General features: G+C 45.8%; 12 protein-coding genes and 1 riboswitch. Of the genes, 10 read left to right on the forward strand and 2 right to left on the reverse strand.

The genetic code is table 11. The features are described from left to right. Window positions 1-753: 753 nt before the first annotated feature. Entirely contained in the window at window positions 754-1,545 is a 792-nt protein-coding gene (locus tag G590_RS20830; RefSeq protein WP_022766279.1) for a hypothetical protein, read from the reverse strand. 685 nt (window positions 1,546-2,230) lie between these two features. Then, a riboswitch (SAM riboswitch) is annotated at window positions 2,231-2,362 on the forward strand. A 120-nt stretch (window positions 2,363-2,482) separates the two neighbouring features. On the opposite strand from G590_RS20830, the gene metK reads away from it, so the two are divergent. Beyond that, window positions 2,483-3,673, forward strand: coding sequence for a methionine adenosyltransferase (gene metK, locus G590_RS0113955; protein WP_022766280.1), 1,191 nt, complete (start codon window positions 2,483-2,485; stop codon window positions 3,671-3,673). Between the two features lie 77 nt (window positions 3,674-3,750). Here metK and G590_RS0113960 read toward each other — a convergent pair whose 3' ends face one another. Further along, on the reverse strand, window positions 3,751-7,290 hold the full coding sequence (locus tag G590_RS0113960; RefSeq protein WP_022766281.1) for a DNA polymerase III subunit alpha: 3,540 nt from the start codon (window positions 7,288-7,290) through the stop codon (window positions 3,751-3,753). Between the two features lie 179 nt (window positions 7,291-7,469). On the opposite strand from G590_RS0113960, the gene pfkA reads away from it, so the two are divergent. From pfkA to G590_RS0114005, 9 genes are all read left to right on the forward strand, one after another. Further along, window positions 7,470-8,438: a 6-phosphofructokinase gene (pfkA, locus tag G590_RS0113965; RefSeq protein WP_022766282.1), complete on the forward strand. Its 969-nt coding sequence runs from the start codon at window positions 7,470-7,472 to the stop codon at window positions 8,436-8,438. Between the two features lie 96 nt (window positions 8,439-8,534). Further along, window positions 8,535-9,620 carry a sugar ABC transporter substrate-binding protein gene (locus tag G590_RS0113970; RefSeq protein WP_081641099.1) on the forward strand — a complete coding sequence of 362 codons (1,086 nt, stop codon included), beginning with the start codon at window positions 8,535-8,537 and terminating at the stop codon, window positions 9,618-9,620. Beyond that, on the forward strand, window positions 9,613-11,100 hold the full coding sequence (locus G590_RS0113975; protein WP_022766284.1) for a sensor histidine kinase: 1,488 nt from the start codon (window positions 9,613-9,615) through the stop codon (window positions 11,098-11,100). The genes G590_RS0113970 and G590_RS0113975 overlap by 8 nt, the downstream gene beginning before the upstream one ends. Continuing rightward, complete coding sequence (locus tag G590_RS0113980; protein ID WP_022766285.1) at window positions 11,088-12,698, forward strand: helix-turn-helix domain-containing protein; 1,611 nt, start codon at window positions 11,088-11,090, stop codon at window positions 12,696-12,698. Before G590_RS0113975 ends, G590_RS0113980 begins: the two co-directional genes overlap by 13 nt. After that, window positions 12,682-13,737 carry a sugar ABC transporter substrate-binding protein gene (locus G590_RS0113985; protein ID WP_022766286.1) on the forward strand — a complete coding sequence of 352 codons (1,056 nt, stop codon included), beginning with the start codon at window positions 12,682-12,684 and terminating at the stop codon, window positions 13,735-13,737. Before G590_RS0113980 ends, G590_RS0113985 begins: the two co-directional genes overlap by 17 nt. Before the next feature lie 216 nt (window positions 13,738-13,953). Further along, window positions 13,954-15,108, forward strand: a complete 1,155-nt coding sequence (gene chvE / locus G590_RS0113990; protein ID WP_022766287.1) for a multiple monosaccharide ABC transporter substrate-binding protein — start codon at window positions 13,954-13,956, stop codon at window positions 15,106-15,108. A gap of 113 nt (window positions 15,109-15,221) precedes the next feature. Continuing rightward, complete coding sequence (gene mmsA, locus G590_RS0113995) at window positions 15,222-16,775, forward strand: multiple monosaccharide ABC transporter ATP-binding protein (protein ID WP_022766288.1); 1,554 nt, start codon at window positions 15,222-15,224, stop codon at window positions 16,773-16,775. Then, entirely contained in the window at window positions 16,765-17,958 is a 1,194-nt protein-coding gene (mmsB, locus tag G590_RS0114000; protein WP_035763368.1) for a multiple monosaccharide ABC transporter permease, read from the forward strand. The genes mmsA and mmsB overlap by 11 nt, the downstream gene beginning before the upstream one ends. 108 nt (window positions 17,959-18,066) lie before the next feature. Beyond that, window positions 18,067-18,882, forward strand: a complete 816-nt coding sequence (locus tag G590_RS0114005) for a TrmH family RNA methyltransferase (RefSeq protein WP_022766290.1) — start codon at window positions 18,067-18,069, stop codon at window positions 18,880-18,882. The last annotated feature ends 5 nt before the right edge of the window (window positions 18,883-18,887 follow it).

The raw sequence follows: 18,887 nt of genomic DNA on the forward strand, positions 1-18,887 counted from the left end.
TGTAAAGAGCACGGGCGCTGCAACATCATCTGCTCGCAGACCTGCAAACGCTGATGTACCTGCTACATCATCAGCAAGAAGACCTGCTTCTGCATCCGGCGATGCGCCTGCTACATCATCAACAAGAAGACCGGTGTCTTCATCCGGCGATGCACCTGCCGCAGCTTCTGCCGGCGATGCAGCACCCAAGAAGTTCAAGAAGAAAGGTATCGTAATCTTCAAGGGTAACGCCAACGACTGATGGCTTGGTAAGTGAGGTTGGGCTTTGGCAGTGATTGTAAGATTATCGATATAGATAATGATTTGTTGCGACTATACGGCTGTCAATAAACCTTTTATGCAAGTTTTCCCCGCGGAGCCTTGGCCCCGCGGGGCTTTGTTTTGCCTTTTGAGTATCGCGGGGCTGTTAGGCTTCATCATCGGCGTTAGGCTTCATCATCGGCGTTAGGCTTCATCATCGGCGCTAGGCTGAGTTGAAGCTTGCGCAAGGGTGTCTTTTCTACCTATACGTTAAAAAGTAGCCTATGGGCGTAGAAAGCCAAGGCGATAAAAATTTGCACAAGAGGTTTTTTTCTACCTATACGCTAAAAAGTAGCTTGTGGGCGTAGAAAGCCAAAGATGGGTTTCTACCTATATCGCAAAAAGTGGCTCGTGGGCGTAGAAAATTCGCCTGTTTTTATTAAATGCCCAGATTTCTTTCTCCATATATCACCCAAAGTACCCTATGGGCGTAGAAAATAGACATTGATCTTTTTAGAGGAAATATTTTTGAACTATTTCTTCAGCGTCTAAGAATACGAATGGATGGGTACTATCCTCATAGGTTATGATCATTGTGCGCCCGGGAAGGTAACCGGCTCGGATATAGCGATACATTTTATAATCGATGGTATTTTGGTATCCGGGATCGTCACAACGTCCAAAGTGTTCCCAAAGAATAATCTTATGTGTTTTTGGGTGCATTATCGTAAAGTCTGTTGCTATCGGAGAACCATAGATATCGTGTATTTCTTCATACCTGTAAGGTATATTATGAGAGAAAAGAGATTGTGCTATATCTGCTTCGGATTTTGAACGGACCATTTCTCCTTTGGGGGCTGGATGAATCAAATGCTCCGGATGATCTGTACTCTTCTCATATGGAGCATATTCCCATTCATCAGCAATTGAGTTTTCGATCACTAGCAATTCTCTATATGGAGAATCTGTCCCGAGCATATCGTAGTAGCTTTCATTCTTTCTGTGTTTTAAGTAGAATTCAATGCACTTTAACTCGTTTTTCTTGTCGATCAGAGCCCTGGATAAATACATTTTCTGTGCGAGCAGCTTTGCTTCTTTTATGTCTTTCTTTTTTGTCAAAAGAGTGCGAATTCTTTCCCCATTTATAAATGATTGTTTGAAATAAGTTATATAGGTTTTACCATTTTTCATCTGTCTGTGGTAAACCAAAGTTTCTTCAGGCATTGATGATAGTTTTTTCTCTATTTTTTTGATGTCTGCTTCAAGCCTCTTTTTACGATCGATAAAATAAGTTGTTTGATCCAATTATTCAATTCCTTTCATAAATAATACATGTGTTGAAATGTTCCTGCGACAGCAGGTAGACACTCGGGCGCCATCTGAGCAGAATGCTTTTGATGAAACGCTGCAACAGAATATATCAAATGAGAATATACATGTAAATAGATTTGGACCAATCTTAAACAAATCTTAAGAAATTAACACTATTACATACAAATATTACTGTTTAAGAAATGAAATGAAATAATAATAAAGCAGCCATATTTATTTTTCTACGCCCATGGGGTACTTTTGGTGATATATGGAGAAAGAAATCTAAGCGTTTAATAAAAACAGGCGAATTTTCTACGCCCACGAGCCACTTTTTGCGATATAGGTAGAAACCCATCTTGGGCTTTCTACGCCCACAGGCTACTTTTCGGCGTATAGGTAGAAAAAACCTCTTGTGCAAATTTCCATGCCCCGGCTTTCTACGCCCATAGGCTACTTTTTAACGTATAGGTAGAAAAATCCTAATCTACACATTCATGTGCCGGGCCAAGCCAAAGAATAGCCGGGCCAAGCCGGGAAAAGCTCCTTGTAACCTGTGTTAATGGTAAATTAAGAAATAATTTCAAAATCTACTATTGATTTTATCAAGCCATTAATGTATTATTGCTTAACGGACACGAAATATCGATGTCACGGTAACTACATATTTTTAAATGTTCTCTTATTCAGAGTGGTGGAGGTACATAGGACCTGTGAAGCCACGGCAACCCCTTGACATAGATCAGGAAGGTGCCAACCTGAGCGTGCAACTTTCGAGGCCGCAAGGCCGAGATACAACGAGCAATAAGAGGATCTGAAACTAATCAGTTCCGCTTGTTTGTGTCATGCACGCACCAAACAAGCGGTTTTCTTATGTTCTGATATGGCATTGCCATATCGCCAAGGCGCAGAACGCCAGAAAGGAAAAAGAATGGATAAATTTATTTTCACATCCGAGTCAGTAACAGAGGGACATCCCGACAAAATTTGCGATAACATTTCAGACGCAATCCTTGATGCCTGCATGGCACAGGATCCTATGAGCCGTGTTGCCTGCGAGACAACAGCATGCACAGGTTTCGTTCTCATCACAGGTGAGATCACAACAAAGGCAGTAGTTGACTATGCTAAGATCGCAAGAGAGACAGTTTGCGAGATCGGTTATGATTCTTCAGAGAAGGGTTTTGATGGCAACACATGTGCAGTGCTTGTAGCACTTGATCAGCAGTCAGCTGATATCGCTATGGGTGTTGACAAGGCTCTTGAGGCAAGAGAGAACCAGATGACAGATGAGCAGATCGAGGCTATCGGTGCCGGCGATCAGGGTATGATGTTTGGTTATGCTACAAACGAGACAGAGGAGTACATGCCTTACGCAATCAGCCTTGCTCACAAGCTCACAAAGAGACTTACAGACGTTCGTAAGAACGGAACACTTCCTTACCTTCGTGCTGATGGTAAGAGCCAGGTTTCAGTTGAGTACGATGAGAACGGCAAGGTTAAGAGACTTGAGGCCATCGTTATCTCAACTCAGCATGATGAGAAGGTTACACAGGAGCAGATCCACGAGGACATCAGAAAGCACGTAATCGATCCTATCGTTGATGCTGCACTCGTTGATGCTAATACCAAGATCTACATCAATCCTACAGGACGTTTCGTAATCGGTGGACCTCAGGGTGATGCCGGACTTACAGGACGTAAGATCATCGTTGATACTTACGGCGGAGCAGCTCGTCACGGCGGCGGAGCTTTCTCAGGTAAGGACTGCACCAAGGTTGACCGTTCAGGTGCTTACGCAGCAAGATATGTTGCCAAGAACATCGTAGCAGCAGGACTTGCAGACAAGGCTGAGATCCAGCTTTCATATGCAATCGGTGTAGCACAGCCTACATCAATTCTTGTAGATACATTCGGAACAGGTAAGGTTTCTGATGAGAAGCTTACAGAGGCAGTTCGTAAGGTATTCGATCTTCGTCCTGCAGGAATCATCAAGATGCTCGACCTTCGTCGTCCTATCTACAAGCAGACAGCAGCATACGGTCACTTCGGCCGCAACGACCTCAACCTCCCTTGGGAGAAGCTTGATAAGGTTGAAGAGCTTAAGGCAGCCGTTCAGTAATCTGATCCGGCAAAAGACCTTTAGGAACAATCTAAATAATCAAAATGGAGACCACTGTATTAAGTGGCCTCCATTTTTTATTGCACCTTAATGTTTTCTGAGCCGAATGCACTGCCCAGTGCATCTATCAAAAGCTTGTCCGCCTTGACCGTATTGGCTCTGCCGTATTTTTTCACCTGTTTGGTGCCGGTCAGGAATACAGCAACCTCGTCGTTTCCGTCGCTTCCCGCGATTATCTCGTCTATCTTTCCGGCTGCCTGCTGATAGCTTTCCATATCAGCAAATCTGATCCAGACGGTCTTTGGAACTTCGTCAAAAGAGATGATCTTGTCCGCGATGAGCTTGGCATCTCTTTCATCTTCCACAGATACACGGCCTTCGATGAATACCTTGGCATCCTCGTTCAGTCTTGGAGCGTTAGCTTCATAGGCTTTGGGGAAGACGATGACCTCCGTTGCGCCTACCATATCTTCAAGAGTGATAAAGGCCATAACCTGGTCATTTTTGGTGTACTTGATTTTCTTCTCTGCGATCAGTCCGCCGATGGTAGCTCTTGCCCCATCGTGAACTGCCGGAACTCCGGTCTCTTCGTCGAGATAGAAATCTGTAGTGGTATTGGTTATCTTTTTGCGCCACATGTCGGCGTATTCCTCAAGGGGATGTCCGCTGACATAAAAGCCGAGAACTTCTTTTTCAAATTCAAGCATCAGCTCTTTGTCGAACTCGCCTACATCCGGCATCGGTATCTGATACTGACTCTTGTTCTCTTCGCCTGCGATGTCAAAGAGCGACATCTGTCCTGCCATTGAGTTCTTGCCTGAGTTGTGGAGCTTGTCCATTATCTGGCCGTAGATGTGCATCTTCTGTTTACGAGTGCCCGGGAAGCAGTCCAGAGCTCCGGCCTTGATGAAGTTCTCCACGGCGCGCTTGTTCACATCGGTATCGGAAGAATCCATTCTGGTCAGGAAGTCGTTGAGGTCCTTGAAGGGACCGCGGGCATTACGCTCTTTTACAATAGCATGAATGACGGGCCTTCCTACGCCTTTGATAGCAGTCAGCGCGTAGAGGATAGCTTTCTTCCTGCCCGGAGCACAGGTCACAACAGCGCCCGGGATCTGCTTGTCGCCCTCGGAAGCGTCAACTTCCGCCACGGAGAATCCGTCATAGCCCTGGTTGATATCAGGTGGTAAAAGAGATATATGCATATTTCTGCAGCTCATGATATAGCCGGAAACTTTGCCGGGGTTATCGATGACAGAAGTCATGAGAGCTGCCATGAACTCAACGGGGTAGTAGTATTTAAGCCATGCTGTCTGAAGAGCAACAACTGCGTAGCAGGCAGCGTGGGACTTGTTGAAGGCATACTTGGCGAAATCCATCATGGAGTCGTAGATGCTGTTGGCGACATCTGCAGGAATTCCCTTGGATGCGCAACCGGGAACACCTTCAGCCGCGTTACCGTTTACGAAGTTCTCCCTTTCGACCTCCATTACATGCTGCTTTTTCTTACTCATGGCACGGCGAACCAGGTCCGCACGACCAAGCGTATATCCACCCAGCTGTTGAACGATCTGCATAACCTGCTCCTGGTAGACAATGCAGCCGTAGGTGGGCTTTAAGATTGGCTCCAGTTCGGGAGCAGCGTAGCTGATGGCGCCGGCATCATTTTTGCCTGCGATATATTTGGGGATAAAGTCCATCGGGCCCGGACGATAAAGCGAAACTCCGGCGATGATATCCTCAAGAGACTGAGGCTTAAGCTCTTTCATGAAAGACTGCATTCCCGCAGACTCCAGCTGGAATACGCCGTCGCAGTGTCCTGAACCTATGGAAGCCAGAACAGCCGGATCGTTGTAGTCAATCTCATCTATATTAATGTAATTGGCATCGCCGGGCCTCGCCCCCAAAGATCTGTTGGCGAAGTTCGTGGCGTCTTTTATAACCGTCAGTGTGCGAAGCCCCAGGAAGTCCATCTTAAGAAGACCGAGTTCTTCGATGGTAGTCATGGTGAACTGTGTAGTTATGTTTCCTTCTGCCGAGCGCGACAAAGGAACCAGGTCCTCGGCAGGAGCCTGACAGATAACTACTCCGGCAGCATGGATTGATGTGTGCCTCGGGAGGCCTTCAAGCTTCTTGCACATGTCGATGAGCTTGTGCACTGTCGGGTCAGACTCGTACTGGGTGCGCAGCTCGGGGTTCATCTTAAGAGCAAGATCCAGAGTGATGTTCAGTTCGTTTGGTATCATCTTGGAAATCTGGTCGCCAAAGCTGTAAGGCAGATCCATGACTCTGGCAACGTCTCTGATAACACCCTTGGCAGCAAGGGTACCGAAGGTGATGATCTGTACAACCTTGTCTGCACCGTATTTCTCGGTTACATAATCAATAACATCCTGTCTGCGCTCGTACTCGAAATCCACGTCGATATCGGGCATGGATACACGCTCGGGATTGAGGAATCTCTCAAAGAGCAGATCGTACTTGATGGGATCGATGTTGGTTATGTGCATGCAGTAGGAGACGATACTTCCGGCAGCAGAGCCTCTTCCGGGACCTACAGCGATTCCGTTCTCTCTGCAGTAGTTGATGTAGTCCCATACTATAAGGAAGTAATCGACATAACCCATGCGGCTGATGACACCCAGCTCGTAGTCCAGGCGCTCTTTTAACCGGCCGTCATCATCGGGATATCTTTCATGCAGACCATCAAGACAGAGCTTGTTGAGGTAGGTCCAGGAGTCATACCCTTCAGGAACCTCGTAGTGAGGGAGCTTGGTGACGCCGAACTCAATCTCGACATGACATCTGTCTGCGATCTTCTGCGTATTATCAATGGCTTCAAGAGCATATGGGAAAAGAGCTCTCATCTCCTCTTCACTCTTGACGTAGTACTGACCGCCTTCATAGCGCATGCGGTCTTCATCTGAAACCTTTTTGCCGGTCTGGATGCAAAGGAGCAGGTCATGTGCCTCGGCGTCCTCGGCGTAGGTGTAGTGACAGTCGTTGGTGGCTACCAGCGGGATATCAAGCTGCTGGGACAGTGCGAGCAGGACATTGTTTACCTGACGCTGTTCGGGGATCCCGTGGTCCTGGAGCTCCAAAAAGAAATTGCCGTGTCCGAAGATGTTATCAAGCCTTATGGCTGCTTCCTTGGCTTTTTCCGGAGTTCCCTTCAGAATATTCCTTGGGATCTCGCCGGCAAGACAGGCGGACAGAGCGATAATTCCCTCGTGGTACTGCTCGAGGATCTCCATATCAACACGCGGCTTATAATAGTAACCTTCAGTAAAACCGCGGCTTACGATGTGGGAGAGGTTGGCATATCCAACATTGTTCTCGGCCAGAAGTACCAGGTGATAATACCTGTCGTCGCTGACTGAAGTCTCCTTATCAAAGCGCGAACCGGGGGCGACATAAACCTCACATCCAAGAATCGGGTTTATCCCCGCATCCTTGCATGCCTTGTAATAGTCTATTACTCCGTACATAACGCCATGGTCGGTGATGGCTCCGGCGTTCATGCCAAGATCCTTAAGGCGCTTCACATATTCTTTTATCTTATTGGAACCGTCCAAAAGAGAGTATTCCGTGTGGACGTGCAGATGCGTAAATGACATTGTATATCTCCCCCAAAATGATAGAGAAATTATAACATTTTCTGCACAAAATGTTAAAATAAAGTAAATCGGAAACATTTCCATTGCAGAATTTATCACGCTGCGGTAGTATAATAGATTAGGAAATGTTAATAAAGTAACGAAACAGTTAATTTAGAGGAAATACAGAGGATACTAATATGGCTAAGCAGATCAAGACTATCGGTGTACTTACAAGCGGTGGCGACGCACCGGGAATGAACGCAGCGATTCGTGCGGTTGTTCGTAAGTCTCTCGCAAACGGACTTAAGGTTGTCGGAATCAAGAAGGGCTACCAGGGTCTTTTAAATGAAGAGATCATTGAGATGGACAGACGTAGCGTTTCAGATATCATCCAGAGAGGTGGTACAATTCTTGGAACAGCTCGTTGCATGGAGTTCACAACACCTGAGGGCCAGGCTAAGGGCGCAGAAATCTGCCGCAAGCACGGCATTGACGGAATGGTAGTTATCGGAGGAGACGGATCTTACCGCGGAGCTCAGAAGCTTTCAGCGCAGGGCATCAATACAGTAGGTATTCCCGGAACCATCGACCTTGATATCGCTTGCACAGATTATACAATCGGATTTGACACAGCTATCAACACAGCTATGGATGCTATTGATAAGATCCGTGATACATCATCATCACACGAGAGAGTTTCAATCGTTGAGGTTATGGGACGTCATGCAGGATATATCGCACTGTGGTGCTCAATCGCCAACGGCGCTGATGACATCCTTCTCCCTGAGAAGTATGACTACAACGAGCAGAGGATTATCGATAACATCATCGACAACCGTAAGAAAGGTAAGACTCACCACATCATCGTTAATGCAGAGGGTATCGGCCATTCAACATCAATGGCACGTCGTATCGAGGCTGCTACAGGACTTGAGACAAGAGCTTCAATCCTTGGTTACATGCAGCGTGGTGGTAGCCCGACATGTAAGGACCGTGTATATGCTTCAATGATGGGATGCTACGCAGCAGATATCCTTGCAGCAGGCAAGACCAACAGAGTAGTAGGATACAGAAACGGACAGTTTGTTGATTACGATATCGATGAGGCTCTTGCAATGACCAAGAACATCAACGAGTACATGTACGAGATCGCAAGAACAATCTGATATAAACTGAAACTTAAGTGGACTTTTTTGTGTTTGTGTAGGACAAAACAAAAAAGTCCACTTTTTCTATTTGTGCGCATCTGCTAAAATCTGCTTATGAAAAATCAAAACGAAGTCAGTTACGAGAAAAAAATAGTAAGGCAGTACCTGCTGCTTATTTTGACCCTTGTATTCATGCTTGTTACCCTGGTTGCAGGAAGTCTGTTTTTTAAATTCTACAGATCAGACCTGGTTTCTCAGGCAGAATCCAATGTTTATGATAAGTATTTTGTCATGATAACCGACAACTACAAATCGGATTTCTGGCAGTCTGTATACAAGGGAGCTTTTGAGAAAGCCAAGGAGAGCAATATCTATGTGGATCTGTTCGGAGAGCAGTTCAATAAGGACTACTCGGTGGAGGAACTCATGGAGATTGCCATTGCGTCCAAGGTTGACGGCATCATAGTTTACGCCAATGAGACCCTTGAGATGTCGAGAGTGATCAACAAGGCTGTGGATGCCGGGATACCGGTGGTGACTCTTTACGGAGACTGTACCAGATCTGACAGGCTCAGCTTTATCGGTGTCGGCAGCTATAGTATAGGAAAGGTTTATGGTGGTCAGATCATCGATATCATCAAGGAAAAGAGACGTGAGGAGCTCATCGAATCAGAGACCATAGAAGATCGAAGCCAGATCAAGATCACAGTGCTTGCCAACGCAGACACTCAGGATAGCGGACAGAATATCATCATCTCCAGTATCCAGGACACAATAAATCAGGACAATGTAACGAATTCAGAGTTTGCAGTTTCTATCGTTACTGTTGACAACACCAACAGTTTCTCCGTTGAGGAGTCGATCAGGGATATCTTTTTGGGTGAAGAGATTCCTGATGTAATAGTGTGCCTTAATGAGCTCAGCACAGTCTGCACGTATCAGGCTGTGGTTGACTTTAATATGGTAGGAGAAGTGAGCATACTGGGATATTATGATTCTGAGGCCATAGTAAGTGCCATCGAAAGAGGCGGTGTCTATGCAACAATATCCATCGATGCAGCCCAGATGGGTGAGTACAGTGTAACAGCTCTGACCGATTATCATGATTTCGGAAACATAAGTGAATACTATCTGGCAGACGTAACCCTGATAAATCAGGACAACGTGGAACAGTTCAAGAAGGAGGAAGGCGATGACTAAATTCCTTAACCGCCCCCTTCAGTTTAAGATCATCAGTGTCTGCGTCTTTGCCAACCTGATCATATTCCTGGTAAATATCTTTTTGATACTGGGAATCAACAGCATGTCGCAGGATATGGAGATGGTATATCAGGACAACCTCTCGCTGAACCGCTTGTCCGGGGCTCTTACCAAGGTTCAGGATTCCATGACCGAGTACCTCAGCTCTAAGACCAGTGAATCTCTGGAGGAATACTACCGTGAGGCTCAGAGCTTTTCGGATCTCACACAGGCACTTGATAATACTGTTACAGATCTGACCTTCAGCCGCATGGAGCGCAACATCCGCAACATGTCGCAGAACTATCTTGATGAAGTTGCGCAGACCATCGAGGCCAAGCGCGGACGAAACGTTGAGAAATACAGGACCTACTACGAGAGCAGTACAAGGCTCTATGAGGATATTGACGAATACATCACCAGTCTTAACATCGAGCTTTTTGCGGTAAACTCAGCAAATTACATGAATCTGTTAAAGACCTTCAGGAGATTTGAGATAGTGGGTGTAACCGTCATGACTCTGGTTATGATAGGAAACGTACTTATTATCACAAGCTTTGTGAAGACCATGATCATGCCTCTCAAGGATCTGGCTGATTCAGCGGATGAGGTCTCCGAAGGTAACTTCGAGGCCAATCTTCCTCAGGCAGTGTACCACGATGAGGTCGGCATAGTTATCAATGCCTTCAGCAAGATGGTGGTCAGCATCAAGGATTATATTGAGAAGTTAAAAGAGAGTATGGCCAACGAGAGATACATGCAGGAAAAAGAGCTTATCATGGAGGCCAATCTTAAGGATGCACAGCTCAAGTATCTTCAGGCTCAGATCAATCCTCACTTCCTCTTTAACACCTTAAATGCCGGCGCACAGCTGGCCATGATGGAGGGTGCTGACAGAACCTACGAATATGTTCAGACCGTAGCGGACTTTTTCAGATATAACGTGCAGAGTCAGAAGAGAGATGTTACCATCAGAGATGAAGTTACGCTGGTGGACAACTATATCCAGATCCTGAACGTAAGATTTTCCGGAGATATCGGATATGAGAAGCAGGTTGATGAAAGACTTCTTGACCTTGTAATGCCGAGTATGATCCTGCAGCCTATCGTTGAGAATGCAGTTAACCATGGCATAAGAGAGATGGCAGGAGCAGGGCGCATAACCCTCAAGGTATACAGAAGGGATGACAGCGTCTGCATCAGTATCAGCGACAACGGCAAGGGCATCAGCCAGGAGACGATCGATCAGCTTCTTACAGGAAGCTTCAGCCATATCGAGGACAGTTACGACAACAACGGAATCGGTATGGACAACGTAATATCAAGAGTAAGGATCTTTGCAGGCTATGACGATGCCATTGATATCATCAGCCATGGCGAGAACAAGGGCTGCGAAGTTGTAATAACACTTCCCATGGGAGGCGAAGAATGTATAGAGTGATGGTTTGTGATGACGAGGGTATCGTTATCGATTCCATGAAATTCATAATAGAAAAAGAGTTCGGAAACACCTGTGAGGTTGCCTGCGCCAAGAGCGGAAGAAGCGTGATCGAGCTGGCAGAGAACTTCAGACCCGACATAGCAGTGATTGACATTCATATGCCCGGTATCAACGGTATAGATGCCATCAAGGAGATGAAGGTCTTTTGCCCAAACACAGTGTTCATCGTAATGAGCGCCTATGACAAGTTCGATTATGCTAAGGAGGCCATCGCCCTGGGAGTTATGGAGTACATAACCAAACCCATGGAGAAGATGAAGGTTGTGTCCGTGCTCAAAAGAGCTATGGCTCAGATTGACGGCGACAGAGAAAAGCGCAGCAACGATCTTCTTATAAAAGAGAAGCTTGAGACCGTTGAGCCTATCATCGAAAACGGACTTATATACGACATTCTTCTGCAGGAGCACTTCGAGGAGGATATTGAGAGCTACAGGACAATCCTCGGCATAACAGAGAACTACGGATATATGCTGGCTCTTGTCTGCGGTGATTCCCAGGTGGGCAACCGTATGACCAATGCTGTCGGCAGTTCTGTCAGGATTTCCGGCCGCTACCACGAGATTCGGGAGGGAGTGAAATCTCTTTTCAAAGCCAAGGTCGGAAACGTAATGGCCAACAAGATTGCCGTTCTCATACCGTGTGAAGAGCCCAAGCTTGAATACAATGAGAGAACCGAACTCATTGACAGGGCGAGGGAGCTTGCAAGATACCTTCGCAAAAAGACCGATATCAGCTTCAGAATCGGTATTGGCGGAGTTAAGCCTCTTAGAGAACTTGGGGATTCCTACAGAGAAGCGCTGAATGCGCTTATTGCTACGACAGGTTCTGTTGCCCATGTGGATGACCTTGTAATAAACTGCGACTACGAGGAGGATTATCCCAAGAGCATGGAGAAGCCTCTTTTCGAAGCCATTTCCAAGGGCGATCTCAATGAAGCTCGTGTAATGACTGAGAAGTACGCAGGCTGGATGTGCCAGAGAGCTATGGACGGAGATCTGATGTCCATGAGGCTCAAGGCGCTGGAGTTTGCGCTTTACGCTGAGCATCTTGCTTATCAGAACGGTGGTCAGACCTATCATTATTCAGGGAGAAAAGACTATCTTCCTCAGATCATGGAGCTTCAGACACCGGACGATATAAGGGACTGGTTCACCGACAAGGTGATGAATGCCTGCAGAAACGTTGTGAGCAAGCGCCAGGAGAGAAGCGGAGATATTATAAAGACTGCACGTAAGTACATTGAGGATCATTTCGACAAAGATATTTCACTTGACGATGTATCAAGGGTGGTAAATATCTCGCCCTATTATTTCAGCAAGGTCTTCAAGGAAGAGTGCGGACTTAATTTCATAGAATACCTGACCAACATCAGGATCGATAAGGCAAAAGAGCTGTTGGAAAACAGCAGTCTGTCAATCAAGGAGATCTGTGTTTCCTGTGGTTATACGGATCCCAACTATTTCAGCAGGAGTTTTAAAAAGAACGTGGGGGTAACTCCTACTGAGTACAAGGAGAAGTTGTATGAACAAAAGGGTTAAGCGTTTTTGGGGGAGAGCGCTTTTGGTGGTGATCATGGGGATGATGCTGTGCGGATGCGGAGCAACCACCACCGGAGGTGATTCTTCCAACACGGTGCAGCAGGACAAGATTGAGATAGGAATGTGCTTTGATTCCTTTGTCATCGAGAGATGGCAGAGGGACCGCGATGTCTTTGTTTCTGCGGCCAAAGAGCTGGGGGCTGAGGTCAACGTTCAGAATGCAAACGGAGATGTTGAGCAGCAAAAGAGCCAGATTGATTACTTTATTAAGAAGGATGTAGATGTCATCGTTATCATCTGCATTGATCCCACTGAGCTTGTGGACAGCATCAAAAAGGCACACGATGCGGGGATCAAGGTGATTGCATACGACAGACCTATTCCAAATGCCGGTGTGGATCTCTATGTGTCTTTTGACAATGAAAAAGTCGGAGAACTCATGGGTGAAGAAATGGTCAAGGCCGGTCTTTCCGGTGGCAAGGTCCTGATGATCAACGGATCTACCAAGGATCAGAATGTACCTATGGTAAGAGAAGGCTTCATGGACGTTATGAAAAAGAATAACGTGGAGATTCTTGATGAGTACTACTGCGACGGCTGGAAAGCCGAACTTGCAAGCGGATATGTGTATAGTTATCCGGAGTTGGTTAAGGAAGCTGACGGCATTATGTGTGGTAATGACGATCTGGCAAGCAGGGTTGTTTTTGCCCTGGCTGAAATGAGACTCGCCGGTAAGAAGCTGGTATGCGGACAGGATGCGGATCTTGAAGCATGTCAGAGAATTGTTGAGGGAACTCAGATAATGACTGTGTACAAGCCGATCGAGAAGCTTGCCCAGAAGGCGGCAGAGGCAGCAGTTGCTCTTGCTAAGGGAAAAGAGATAGAGGACGAGGGTCTTTCTGAGATCAATGACGGAAGCGAAAGCATCCCGTATCTTAAGATAGAGCCTATCGGAGTTACCAAGGACAATATCGATGAAGTCATCATAAACAGCGGATTCCACTTAAGAGAAGACGTATATCTCAATGTCAAGGGATAAAATTTCATTTTGGTGCTATTAATAGCACAATTTTGTTTCAGATAAAACCGTGTTAGCAAAATAATGCTAGCACGGTTATTTTTTTGTCTTGTTCCAGGTTAAAAATATGCTTGATGTCGCAATTTATTCCTATGATATCTATGGTAAATTGTCTATTGTAAAGAGCAGACCTTGGTCTGCATAAACTATTCAAACCTTATAGGGAGGATTATTGCAATGAAGAAAAAGATTTTAAGTGGTATCCTTTCAGCTGTTATGGCAGCTTCACTCCTTGCAGGATGTGGACAGGCTGCACAGACAACAACTGAGACTCCTGCAGCAGAGCCTGCAGCAACAGAAGCACCTGCAGCTGAGCCCGCAGCAGAGCCTGCAGCAGAACCTGCAGCAGCCGGCGGCGGAAAAGTTGGTGTAGCAATGCCTACTAAGGATCTTCAGAGATGGAACCAGGACGGTGCCAACATGGAAGAGCAGCTTAAGGCAGCAGGATATGAAGTTGACCTTCAGTACGCTTCTAACGACATCGCAACTCAGGTTTCTCAGATCGAGAACATGATCTCATCCGGCGCACAGGTACTTGTTATCGCATCTATCGATGGTGATTCACTCGGCACAGTACTTGCACAGGCTAAGGAAGCCGGCATCAAAGTTATCGCTTATGACCGTCTTATCATGAATTCAGACGCTGTTTCTTACTACGCAACATTCGATAACTACATGGTAGGAACAAAGCAGGGTGAGTACATCGAGCAGCAGCTCGACCTCAAGAATGCAGCAGGTCCTTTCAACATGGAAATCTTCACTGGTGACCCTGGTGACAACAACGCTAGATTCTTCTACGGCGGAGCTATTGACGTTCTTAAGCCTTACATCGACGAGGGCAAGATCGTAGTTAAGTCAGGTCAGGTTGACTTTGATAAGGTTGCTACAGCTAACTGGGCAACAGAGAACGCTCAGTCAAGAATGGATGCTATCATCTCAGCTAACTACGCTGATGGCACAAAGCTTGATGCAGTTCTTTGCTCAAACGACTCAACAGCTCTTGGTGTTACAAACTCTCTTGAAGCTAACTACACAGGCGAGTGGCCAATCATCACAGGTCAGGACTGTGACGTTGCAAACGTTAAGAACATGATCGCTGGAAAGCAGTCAATGTCTATCTTCAAGGATACAAGAACTCTTGCAGCTAAGACTGTAGAGATGGTTGACGCTATCATGAAGGGAACAGACGCTCCTGTAAACGATACAAAGACATATGACAACGGAACAGGTATCATTCCTTCATACCTTTGCGAGCCTGTATTCGCAGACGTTAACAACTACAAAGAGCTCCTCATCGATTCCGGTTACTACACAGAGGATCAGCTCAAATAATTCAACTTTGGTAATTTAACAATTACGTTTTCCCAAATTGAACATAGGCGGGCCGTAAATGACCCGCCTTATGTTCGCCCTAAAATGATTGCACGGAAATGGAGGAGGGCATCGTGGCAAAGATATTACTGGAAATGAAGAATATCACCAAAACCTTCCCTGGCGTAAAGGCCTTAGATAACGTAAACCTTCAGGTAGAAGAAGGTGAAATCCACGCGCTGGTTGGAGAGAACGGTGCTGGAAAGTCCACTCTTATGAATGTCCTTAGTGGAGTTTATCCCTTCGGATCATATGAGGGTGATATAGTTTATGACGGAGAGGTTTGTCAATTTAATCAGATTAAAGACAGTGAGTCAAAGGGTATAGTTATCATCCATCAGGAGCTGGCTCTTATCCCTTATATGACAATCGCTGAGAACATGTTCCTTGGAAACGAGAGAGGAACAAAAGTTAAGATCAACTGGCATGAGACCAATGAGCTCGCCAGAAAGTATCTCGACATCGTAGGTCTTAGAGAGGGAACACAGACTCTTATCAAGGATATTGGTGTTGGTAAACAGCAGCTTGTAGAAATTGCAAAGGCTCTTTCAAAGGATGCAAGACTTCTTATCCTTGACGAGCCCACATCTTCACTTAACGAGACAGATTCAAAGGCACTTCTTGACCTGCTCCTTAAGCTGAAGGCAGAAAGAGGTCTTACCTCTATTATTATTTCCCACAAACTTAACGAGGTTTCATACGTTGCCGACAAGATCACAGTTATCCGTGACGGTTCAACAATCGAAACTCTTACAAAGGGTGTGGATGATTTCTCCGAAGCAAGGATCATCAAGGGAATGGTTGGTCGTGAACTTTCAGACAGATTCCCTAAGAGAGAGCCTCACATCGGAGATGTAAAGATGGAGATAAAGAACTGGAACGTTTATCATCCTCTTTATAAAGAAAGAAAAGTCGTTGACAATGTTAACTTATATGTTAAAAAGGGCGAGGTTCTCGGAATCTCAGGTCTTATGGGAGCTGGCAGAACAGAGCTTGCCATGAGCGTATTTGGGAAAAGCTATGGGGAAAACATTACCGGACAGACTTTTATTGATGGAAAAGAAGTTCATCTTAATACCGTAAGTCAGGCAATTAAGAACGGACTTGCATATGTTACAGAAGACAGAAAGGGAAATGGACTGATCCTGTCTAATCCCATAAAGATCAATACAACCTTGGCTAACCTTGACGAAGTAAGTAATAGAAAGGTTATTGATAAGCACAAGGAATATTCAGTAGCAGTAGAGTATAAGGAAAAGCTTAAGACAAAATGTCCTACAGTTGAACAGAATGTCGGAAACTTAAGCGGTGGAAATCAGCAGAAAGTTCTTTTGGCAAAATGGATGTTTGCAGATCCTGAAATCCTTATCCTGGACGAGCCCACAAGAGGTATCGACGTAGGTGCCAAGTACGAGATCTACTGCATTATCAACCAGCTGGTAGCTGAAGGTAAATCAGTCATCATGATTTCTTCAGAGCTTCCTGAAATCCTTGGTATGTGCGACAGAATCTATGTTATGAACGAAGGAAAAATGGTCGGGGAGCTTGATGCAAAGGATGCAACCCAGGAAAAAATTATGACTTATATCTTACAGTCATCTGGAAACGAGGAGGAGAATCATGAATAAAGATCAAGTTTTAGGATTTTTGAAAAAGAACACCATGGTGTTCGTTCTTGTAATAGTTTTAGCGTTCTTTTCATTTATGACCGGCGGAGCAATCCTGCTTCCCATGAATGTAAGTAACCTTATTTCACAGAATGCATACGTATTCGTTCTTGCAACAGGTATGCTGCTCTGTATCCTGACCGGTGGTAACATCGACCTGTCAGTTGGTTCAGTAGTGTGTTTCGTAGGTGCCGTTGGTGCAACACTTATGATGAACCTCGGTGTTCCTGTATGGCTTGCAATCATCATCATGATCGGTATCGGAACAGCAATCGGTGCATTCCAGGGCTTCTGGATCGCGTTTGTTCGTATTCCTCCTTTCATCGTAACACTTGCAGGTATGCTTATTTACAGAGGACTTTCAAACGTAGTACTTAATGGTCTTACAGTTTCAATCAAGGATCAGACAAGCTTTGTAAATCTGTTCGGTGGCGGTGCTAACTGCTATATCCCTGATTTCCTGGGCGGCGGATCACTCAACCTTACATGTCTCTTTGCCGGAATTCTTGGTGCAACAATCTACGTTATCCTTCAGGTATCGGGACGTATCAAGAAAAAGAACTCCGGTTATGAGCTTGAGAACATCGTAACATTTACCATTAAGACAGCAGTTCTTGCAGCAGTACTTGTAGCATTTGCTTACAGACTTGCTCAGCACAAGGGTATTCCTTCAGTTCTTATCTGGGTACTCATCGTAGTATTTGTTTACGGATACATTACAAGCAACACAACAATCGGACGTTACTTCTATGCAGTTGGTGGTAACGAGAAGGCTACAAAGCTTTCAGGTATCGATACAAACAAGGTTTACTTCCTTGCTTACACAAACATGGGATTCCTTGCAGCTCTTGCAGGTATGATCACAATCGCTCGTCTTACATCAGCTCAGCCTACATACGGCCAGAACTACGAGATGGACGCTATCGGATCCTGCTTCATCGGTGGAGCATCTGCTTACGGTGGAATCGGAACTGTTCCCGGCGTTATCGTTGGTGCGGTTCTCATGGGTGTTATCAACCTTGGTATGTCACTTATGGGCGTTGATGCCAACATGCAGAAGGTTGTAAAGGGTATCGTTCTTCTTGCAGCCGTTATCTTCGACGTAGTATCAAAGCGTGGCGGAAAGTTCGTTGTAAAGAACTGATTTTAGAAGAGGTATTTCTATAGGGTATATCAAACCGGGGCAGTTTTTGCCCCGGTTTTTGTGTTATACTATAGTCTACTACCCAAATGTTTCAAAAGAGGTATCACCATGATCACAAGTACATCTAACGACCGCGTCAAGAAGGTCGTAAGTTACGTGGAAAAGAGCAAAGCCCGTCGCGAGGACGGAGTCTTTGTAATAGAAGGAATGAAGATGCTGAGGGAAGCCCCGGTACTTCAGGTGGCTGAGGTATATGTAACCGAGAAGTTCGTCTCTGGCGCCGGAGAAGAGGACAAAGAAATTCTCTGGAGATATGGCGCTGAGGAGGTCTCCGAGGAAGTCATGAAGAAGATGAGCGACACTCAGACTCCGCAGGGCGTCCTTGCTGTTATCAGGCAGTATGACTACGATCTTGATGAGGTTCTTGTGGGCTACAATCAGGAGATGCGCGATTCAGGGAAAGATAGCGCACCACTCCTTCTGGTCCTTGAAAACATCCAGGATCCCGGCAATCTCGGAACCATGCTCCGTTCGGGAGAGGGAGCAGGTGTCACAGGTGTCATTCTCAGCAAGGGCTGTGCAGACATCTACAATCCAAAGGTAATAAGATCAACCATGGGCTCCATTTTCAGGATGCCGTTTATATATGTAGAAGACGTTCCTTCTATGGTACAGGAGCTCTCAGCAAAGGGTGTACACACCTATGCTGCTCACCTTAAAGGAACCAGGAATTACGATGAATTTGACTATACTCAGCCAACAGCTTTTCTTATAGGCAATGAAGGAAACGGACTGACAAAAGAGACTGCTGATGCGGCAGAGAACTACGTCCTCATCCCGATGAAGGGCGAGGTCGAGTCCATGAACGCTGCGACATCATCAGCTATACTCACATTTGAAGCTTCAAGACAAAGGAGGGGGTAAAGAAA

This window comes from Butyrivibrio sp. XPD2006, from assembly GCF_000420865.1.
Taxonomy (GTDB): Bacteria; Bacillota; Clostridia; order Lachnospirales; family Lachnospiraceae; genus Butyrivibrio.